General features: G+C 42.7%; 3 protein-coding genes. All 3 read right to left on the minus strand.

Annotated elements, in window-relative coordinates:
* Positions 1 to 420: 420 nt before the first annotated feature.
* Positions 421 to 4,014 carry a DNA-directed RNA polymerase subunit beta' gene (rpoC, locus tag LBN07_04345; GenBank protein MDR0850678.1) on the minus strand — a complete coding sequence of 1,198 codons (3,594 nt, stop codon included), beginning with the start codon at positions 4,012 to 4,014 and terminating at the stop codon, positions 421 to 423.
* Between the two features lie 296 nt (positions 4,015 to 4,310).
* Positions 4,311 to 8,069 (minus strand): DNA-directed RNA polymerase subunit beta, encoded by a 3,759-nt coding sequence (locus LBN07_04350; protein ID MDR0850679.1) that lies wholly within the window; start codon positions 8,067 to 8,069, stop codon positions 4,311 to 4,313.
* A gap of 405 nt (positions 8,070 to 8,474) precedes the next feature.
* Complete coding sequence (locus LBN07_04355) at positions 8,475 to 9,506, minus strand: radical SAM protein (GenBank protein ID MDR0850680.1); 1,032 nt, start codon at positions 9,504 to 9,506, stop codon at positions 8,475 to 8,477.
* Between the last annotated feature and the right edge of the window lie 123 nt (positions 9,507 to 9,629).

A 9,629-nucleotide genomic window follows, 5' to 3' on the forward strand; every position in this document is an offset into this window, starting at 1 on the left:
TAATATCCCAAGCTTTTGACAATTTTATTTCTTATTAAAAAATCAAAATCCCCCGACCTTTTGCCTTTCTCTTAGGGCATGGCAGACTGCTTTTTATGCGTATCAAATAAGACGGAGACGGTGAAAGTATTTATCTTTGTGAGTGTACAGAAATTATTCACTTATCACATCAAACGCCGCTTATTGGTTTTGCAGAATTTTTAAAACGAACAAATTAAATATTTTTCGTGTGACTAGCTCCTCTCGTAAAATTAAATATCTTCACAGTCACCCGTTTTTAACTTCTCTACCCCCTATTGCGGGCGGTGCATACGTATCACTGAACGGTTCTGCAGGCACCATAAGTGCCGAAGCCTTAGTGAAGTGATATGTATGCACCGCCCAATTACATAAAAAACAGGGCTGTGTGCCCCGCTTTTCTTACTCTTCTTCAAAAAGTTTATTCTGACCTGATGCAACACTCATGTCGATAGTCTGTTCATAGATATTATTGTCTTTTTTGTTTTCAACCGGGAACAAGTCACGATATCTCTTCATACCTGTTCCGGCAGGAATAATCTTTCCTATAATTACGTTTTCCTTAAGCCCCATAAGCGGGTCAACCTTGCCCTTTATGGCAGCTTCAGTTAGCACGCTTGAGGTTTCCTGGAAGCTAGCTGCCGACAGGAAGCTTTCAGTTGAAAGCGAAGCTTTGGTAATTCCAAGCAACACCCTCTTGGCTGTAGCAGGCATTCCGCCCTTTGAAAGAGCTTTGGTGTTGGCATCTTCATAAGCGTATATATCAATCATATCACCGGCGAGAAGCTCTGTGCTGCCCGGGTCCTCAATTTTAACCTTTCTGAGCATCTGCTTGATTATAATCTCAACGTGCTTGGTGTTAATCTGAACGTCCTGCAAACGATAAACAAGTAATACTTCTTTCAAAATGTATTCCTGCACGCCCTTAAGACCTCGTATTCTCAAAATATCTGACGGAAACAGCGAGCCTTGGGTCAAAACCTGACCGATTTCAACATTGTCGCCGGTTTTAACGGCAATTACTACCTTGTTTTTGGGCGGTGTCATATATTCAATGTCGCCGTCAGCCCCGCGGACAGTAATCTTAAAGCGCTCGCCAGACTCCTCTACCTTAACCTTTCCGCTTACTTCAGAGATGATACCCTCACCCTTAGGCCTGCGGGCTTCAAAAATTTCTTCAACACGCGGCAGACCTTTGGTTATGTCGCTGGTTGCAGCAACACCACCTGTGTGGAAAGTTCTCATAGTAAGCTGTGTTCCGGGTTCACCTATACTTTGGGCAGCAATTATACCCACCGCTTCACCCACATTAACCATCTGGTTGTTGGCCATGTTGCGCCCATAACACTTAGCACACACACCATGCTTGCTCTTGCAGGTGAGGGCCGTTCGGATATTAACTTCCTTAATTCCGCTATTTACAATTTCTTTAGCTACTTTCGGCAAAATCATATTACCTGCCGCCACCAAAAGTTCTTTGGTTTTGGCGTGATAGATGTTGTCAACAGCAACTCTACCCGAAATTCTGTCCTCAAGCTTTTCAATGACAGTTCCGTCCTCCATAAGGTCAGTAACCATCATACCCTTGGGCTTTTCACCCAAAGCTGCAAAACAATCGTCCTGGTTTATAACCACGTCCTGAGCTACATCCACCAAACGTCGGGTTAAGTATCCCGAGTCAGCAGTCTTAAGCGCTGTGTCAGCCATACCTTTACGTCCACCACGGCTAGACAAAAAGTAGTCAAGCGGAGTAAGCCCCGATCTGAAGCACGCCTTAACCGGCACATCAATCTTCTGCCCTGAAGTGCTGGCCATAATACCACGCATACCGCTCAGCTGATTAATCTGGCTGGGGTTTCCACGCGCGCCGGAAATTGCCATCATCTTAATCGGGTTAAGACTGTCAAGTCCTCTTACCACCGCGTCTTTAAGGGCATTTGTGGTTTCATTCCATATAGCTATGTTTTTGTTTACTTTTTCATCATAAGCAATAAGTCCGCGCCTATATGCCGCTTCATTTGCCGCAACTTTAGCATCAGCCTCAGCAATCAGTTGTGCCTTTTCAACGGGCTCTTTCATGTCAAATACATTGATGGTTACCGCACCGATTGTAGAATATCTGAAACCAAGCTCCTTAATTTTGTCAAGCATAACAACTGTAGGCGTTGCGCCAAATTTGTCGTATACAAGCGAAACAATGTTGCTTAGTTCTTTTTTGCCAACGGTGCCTTCAATTTCATATTTCAAAACATTTTCTTTCTTGCTTCTGTCAATAATACCGGTGTCCTGAGGAATACATCTGTTAAACAAAATTCTGCCTACACTCGTCTCAACTCTGCCGGTTACAGTTTTCTTGTTAAATTCAGCACTCTTGCGCACAAAGATTTTGCTCTGAAGCTCAACATTACGTGTGTCATAAGCCATAACAGCCTCATCCTCGCTGCTAAACACACTGCCTTCACCCTTAGCCCCCTCTTTGTTGATAGTCATATAATATACACCGATAACGATATCCTGCTGCGGCGTCATAATGGGCTTGCCGTCAGCGGGTTTCAAAACATTGTTGCTGGCGAGCATTATCATACGCGCCTCGGTCCTTGCTTCAAGTGACAGCGGCACATGAACAGGCATCTGGTCCCCGTCAAAGTCCGCATTAAAACCGGCACAAACCAGCGGGTGAAGCTTTATGGCCCTACCCTCAACCAAAACAGGCTCAAACGCCTGAATACCCAGCCTGTGAAGTGTCGGCGCACGGTTTAAAAGCACAGGATGGTCTTTGATTACTTCGTCCAGAACGTCCCACACAACAGGTTTTTCGCGCTCAATTATACGCTTAGCAGTTTTAATGTTAAAGGATTGGTTCTGTTCAACAAGTTTTTTCATAATAAAGGGTTTAAACAGTTCAAGCGCCATTTCTTTAGGAAGTCCGCATTGGAAAATCTTAAGCTCAGGCCCCACTACAATAACCGAACGGCCGGAATAGTCCACACGCTTTCCGAGCAGGTTCTGTCTGAAACGGCCCTGCTTTCCTCTAAGCATAGCTGTTAAACTCTTTAAGTCTCTTGACTTTGGTCCCTGAATAGCCTTTCCGCGCTTTCCGTTTTCAATCAAAGCGTCAACAGCTTCTTGCAACATTCTTTTTTCGTTTCTGATAATAACTTCAGGAGCTCCGAGCTCCACCAATTTTTTAAGACGGTTGTTACGGTTAATTACTCTTCGATATAGGTCATTAAGGTCACTTGTGGCAAACCTTCCTCCGTCAAGCTGCACCATGGGCCTTAAATCCGGCGGAAGCACAGGAAGTGCATCCATAACCATCCATTCAGGCTTGTTGCCGCTTTTTACAAAAGCTTCAACAATCTCAAGTCTTTTTATTGTCTTAAGCTTCTTCTGCCCTTTGGCAGTCTTAAGAGTAGCCTTCAGATGCTTGCTTTCTTCTTCAAGGTTAATTTGTTTGAGCAGTGTTTTGATAGCTTCAGCGCCCATTCCGGCTTCAAAAGCCTTGGGTCCCAGCTGCTCAACAGCGTCACGGTATTCCCTGTCGCTTATAACCTGCTTATAATTAAACCCGCTTTCTTTGGGGTTGATTACAATATAGTTTACATAATAAAGCACTTGCTCCAGCGCTTTTGGAGTAATATCCAAAATGCTTCCTATTCGTGAGGGTACTCCCCTGAAAAACCATATATGGCTTACGGGAGCAGCGAGCTCAATATGACCCATACGTTCGCGGCGCACTTTGCTGTGAGTGACTTCTACACCGCATTTGTCGCACACAACGCCCTTATATCTGATACGTTTATACTTTCCGCAGTGACATTCCCAATTTTTGCGCGGTCCGAATATACGCTCGCAAAAAAGACCATCGCGCTCAGGCTTCTGAGTACGGTAGTTTATGGTTTCGGGCTTTGTTACCTCGCCATAACTCCATTCCCTGATTTTCTCGGGACTGGCTATGCTTATGCGCATCGAATCAAAATTGTTTAGTTCAAACATAAGTTTTACTCCTTAGGGCAAAATGCCTTTCAAGTTTTTTGTGGGCGGGATGTCACCGCGGGCGGGATTTGTTTTGTAGTTGTAAACTGTATTAAAGCCTGTAAACGGTATAGGCACATAATAGGTGACTAGCAGGTATAAATAACTGAACCACTGTGCCGAGATATTTCAGTAAACAGTGCATGTGCAACTTAGGCAGTCAGCAGGTGGCAAATCGACGAAAGGCGTGTATAATGAAATAGACAACTTAGCCAACTTTGACACACGCAGGCCACATATGGTGATGACTGTGCCGGTTACTCGTCAAAATCGTCAAACAAGCTATTATCATCTGAATTGTCAAATATACTTTCTTCAACACTTTCAGCAGGAACAATGTCAGCTTCCTCTGTGTTAATGCCAAGTCCGAGATCAACGTCAGTAACTTCATCTTTAGGTTTATTGATAAGCGGAGTTTCAAGGTCCTCACCGCTGAGCTCATTAAGCTCAATTTCCTGCTTTTCGGCGTTCAAAATTCTTATATCAAGCCCAAGACTCTGGAACTCTTTCACCAGCACCTTAAACGCTTCTGGAATTCCGGGTTCGGCTATGGTATAGCCCTTTACAATCGCTTCATAGGTTTTGTTTCTGCCGATTACGTCGTCGGACTTAACCGTCAAAATTTCTTGCAGAAGCTTTGACACACCATACGCTTCAAGTGCCCAGATTTCCATTTCACCAAATCGCTGGCCTCCAAACATGGCCTTTCCGCCAAGCGGCTGCTGAGTTACAAGTGAATATGGCCCTGTGCTTCGGGCGTGCATCTTGCTGTCAACCATGTGGTCAAGCTTTATCATATACATAACGCCCACAGTAACGCGGTTTTCAAACGCCTCGCCGGTTCTTCCGTCATAAAGCATCATCTTTCCGTCGCCGTCTATTTCAAGTCCGCTGTCGCCATAAGTCTTTATGAGCTCGCTTTTGCTGTCAATTAAAAGTTTTTGAATATCATTCTCATTTGCACTGTCAAACACCGGAACTGCCACTTTCCAATCAAGAGCTCTGGCTACCTTTCCGAGCAACACCTCAAGCACCTGCCCCACGTTCATACGGCTGGGGATACCCAGAGGGTTAAGCACAATGTCAACAGGCTGACCGTTTGCCATAAAAGGCATGTCAGATTCAGGGAGAATACGGCTTACAACACCCTTGTTTCCGTGGCGTCCTGCCATTTTATCACCCACTGAAAGCTTACGCTTTTGGGCAACATAAACTTTAACCATCATATTGACGCCGGGTTCAAGCTCATCTTTATTCTTTCGCGTAAATATTTGAACGTCTACAACCACGCCGCCGCGTCCGTGCTGAACTCTGAGTGATGTATCGCGAACTTCTCTTGCTTTTTCGCCAAAGATTGCTCGCAGCAGTCTTTCCTCAGGCGTAAGCTCAGTCTCACCCTTGGGTGTAACCTTTCCGACAAGTATGTCGCCAGCTCGAACTTCAGCGCCGATGCGCACAATTCCGTCTTCATCAAGGTTTTTAAGAGCATCTTCGCTGAGGTTTGGAATATCTCTTGTGATTTCTTCGTCCCCCAGCTTGGTAGACCTAGCTTTAATGTCCTCTACTTTCAGCGTAATTGAAGTAAATATATCTTCTTTAACTATCCTCTCACTTATAAGGATAGCATCCTCATAGTTATAGCCTTCCCAATTCATATATGCTATCAGCATATTTTTTCCAAGAGCCAACTCTCCGTTTTTGGTTGAGAACCCGTCAGCCAGCACATCGCCCGCTTCCACCCTCTGGTTCTTGAGCACATTGGGTTTTTGGTTAATGCAGGTGTCCTGATTGGTCTTGGTGAATTTGGTGAGGCAATATGTGTCAATCTTGCCCTCATCCGTCTTAACTTTTATTTCGGTTGATGAAACATAACTAACAAACCCCGAAGCTTTGCAAAGTATCATTGCTCCGCTGTCAACAGCAATCTTATGTTCGATGCCTGTTCCTACAAGAGGAGTTTCGGTCTTGATAAGCGGCACTGCCTGCCTCTGCATGTTTGAACCCATAAGTGCACGCGCCGTGTCGTCATTGGCTAAAAATGGTATAAGACAGGTAGCGGCGGATATAAATTGACGCGGACTTACATCCACATAATCTACGTCAGCCGGAGCCACCTCAACAACGGTATCTTTTTTGCGGCATACAACTCTGGCGTTCTTAAACTTTCCGCTCTCGTCAAGCGGTTCAATCGCCTGAGCAATACAACAGTTTTCTTCTTCGTCGGCCATGAGATACACTACCTTGTCGCTCACAACACCTTTCTTTTTGTCAACAGGCTTATAAGGAGACAGCAAAAAGCCGTATTCGTTTATCTTGCTGAAGGTTGCAAGCGAGTTAATAAGACCGATACCCTGACCTTCAGGGGTTTCAATGGCACAAATTCGGCCATAGTGAGAATAATGAATATCACGCACATCCGCTGTAGCACGCTCTTTTTTAACTCCACCCGGTCCAACTGCCGAAATCTTACGTTTTTGAGTAAGCTCACTTATTGGGTTAACCTGATCCATAAGCTGACTGAGCTGAGAGCTCGCCAAAAAGTCTTTAAGCGCTTTGTTTACAGGTCTTGCGTTTATAATAGACGAAGGATTAACGGTCGTCAAATCCTGTGCCTGAAGTGTTTCTCTTATTACGCCGGCAAGCTTATTTATGCCCGACCTGAAAGCACCTGTCATCAGCTCACCCACCGAAGCCACTCTTCGATTGGCAAGGTGGTCAACATTATCAATACCGCCGATGCCCTCATTTAAATCAAGGTGATAGCTTATTGTGGCAATAATATCGTCCATAGTCAATTGATAGCCATTGAGTTTCTTTGCGTTTTCTTTTATTGCAGCAAGACGTTCTTCTTTGGTTTTGTTTTCTTTAAAGAGCTGCATAAGAGTTGGATAATGCACCATCTCCAGAATTCCGAGTTCCTTTTCATCACAAGCGATTTGTGAAGAAAGTCTGACTCTGCTGTTTCCCACAATTTTGTGCGGCACAAAACCGCCTTTAGAGTCAACCTTAAAAGCGCCTTTATATGTTTTTGCTCTTACAGTTACAACGTTCACGCCGCTGTCCTGAATTTTCTCAGCAACCTCGCGGCCGATTGTTTCACCTGCTACAACCATTATCTTGCCAATAGTAATATCTTCAAACGCTGTCTGACCCGTGATACGGTTAGCCAGCCCCAGCTTTTTGTTAAGCTTATATCTTCCCACCCTTGCCAAGTTATAATATTGCGGAGTAAAAAACAACTGATTTATATAGTTGTGAGTAGCTTCAGCACTCGGAATTTCGCTCGGTCTCATCTTTTTGCTAAGCTCAATAAGCGCTTCCTCCTGAGTCTGCTGGGTTTCTTTGTCAAGTGTGTTTAAAACCAATGGGTTTCTTCCAAACAGATCAATAATTTGCGCTGAACTAAACCCAAAACACTTAAGGAATATGCCAAGCGTAACCTTACTGCTGCGGTCAACCACAATTTTAACAATATCGCTTGCGTTCTGCTCCACTTCAACCCATGTGCCGCGAGTGGGAATAATAGTTCCGTGATGAAGCCATTTTCCGGTTTTGTCCTGCTCCTCGTCAAAATAAACAGAGGGCGAACGCACAATTTGACTTACCACAACCCTCTCAATTCCGTTAAAAATAAAAGAGCCCTCTTCTGTCATAAGCGGAACATCGCCCAAGAACACATCCTGTTCTATAACTTCCCCGTCTTCTTTCCTGACAAGTCTAACACGGGATTTAAGCGCCACCGAATAGGTTGTTCCCTTTCGTTTACACTCCTCCCTGCTATACTTGCTGCTCGGGTCCAAAGTATAGTTTACAAAATAAATCTCAGCCTTTCCGCTATAATCGGTTATAGGAGAAAACTCTTCCAAGACTTCTGCAATACCTGTTTCTAAAAAGTATTTATAAGCAGATTTTTGAATATCAAGTAGATACGGCATTTCAATAGGTTCATTAATTTTAGAAAAACTAAATCTTTCTACTTTTCCGCATTTCACTTTCTTTATTCCGGTTTTAACCATAAAAAGGCTCCTTAAATTTTATTCACTTTTTGTCGGTCCCTCTGGCTTAGCGGGTTTCACAAGTTTCACAGAAATGTGGACCCCTTAAAACAACAGGACCAAAATTACCTCAAACTCTGCATTAAAGAGCATAAAAAAGAGTGGAAACTAACAAATTAGTTATCTTTTTATTTCTAAAGACGCAGAATGCGGCAACTTACCAGCTTAACGATAATAAATACTATATCACAAGTAAATTACGGTGTCAACAGGTTTTTTAATTATTTTTCAAAAACCTACATTTTTTTGAAATTTTATATACCCTTTCATTAAAAAGGCTGAAAGAATTAGACTGTGAGATTGCTTTGTCACTGCTCTCCTCGCAATGACAGCACTCAGCTAAAAAGACACCCTTTAGATTTCTTTTTAAAAACTTCTATGTATTTTCTCACTTTCTACCTCTATACTATTAGTCGGATTAATACTATAATTAAACCGAGCTGCCCTTATCATTTCTCTTCCGTCTATACTCATAATTTTTTCTGATATTTCATCGCTTTTGCCGTTAAATTCTTCTTTTCTTATTATAAGTGCGGGGTTTAACTTAAACAATAAATTTAAAAAGTCTTCCTCCAAAATATTTCCGCTGGCCATTTTGTCGCCCGCCTCATAACTGTTGCAGCCCACATTAGTAACAAGCCCGTCACACGTAATAGTCAGCAACGGTGCTACTTTATAAACATCAAAACCATCCCTTTCCTCTAAGGCCAAAACCAACCCCTCTTTTACAGGCTCTATCTTATAAACATTAGTCAAATCTTTTGCTCTGCCGCTGTTAATCAAAACCTGAACATTTTCTTCATATTTTGCATAATTGCTTACATCTAATACGGCAAAATCCTCCAACAATAGTCTGAAGTTTTCTTCTCTTTTATCATTTTCCATGCCATACATCCGGTCCACACTTTCATTATGATACTTATCTTCACTTATGGCAAGAGCTATCGGCGGAAACTTTTTATCTTTGTCTATCCACATTTTTTGTTCTAAATTATACACACGATTATTATTAACATTTATTATGTTGCCACTGCCTACATAATCTTCTCTCTTTAAATCCATCAGAGTTACAATATAGTCTTCATAATCCTTTATGACTTCAATAAACTCTTTAGTATTACTTACAGCGTTGGTTGTAACCTGCAATCCACCGATAAATACATTATTTTCTTTTATTGACTTTAGTATATACTTTAACTTATCTACAGCAAGACTGCTCTCACCGCCGCCAAACACAAGCTCATCCACAAATTTAACTTTATTAAAAACTTGGTCTACCACTTCGTCTTTAATATCCTGATTTTGCGGCTCCCCCAAACAGCAATGCAAACAAGTCAGATTACACCTTCGCGTAACCTCCAACCTTAGCTGATGAACATGAAACAATTCTTTTTTCATAATTTATATTTTACCACTCAATATATCAAGTGTCAATACAAGAAATTAAAACCCTCCCTTTTCTCTTAATGGCATGCAGACTGTTTTTTATTGCAATATAAAAAAGCAGGGCTATTGCCCCGC

It is taken from the genome of Christensenellaceae bacterium, from assembly GCA_031260975.1.
GTDB lineage: Bacteria > Bacillota > Clostridia > Christensenellales > UBA1242 > JAISKJ01.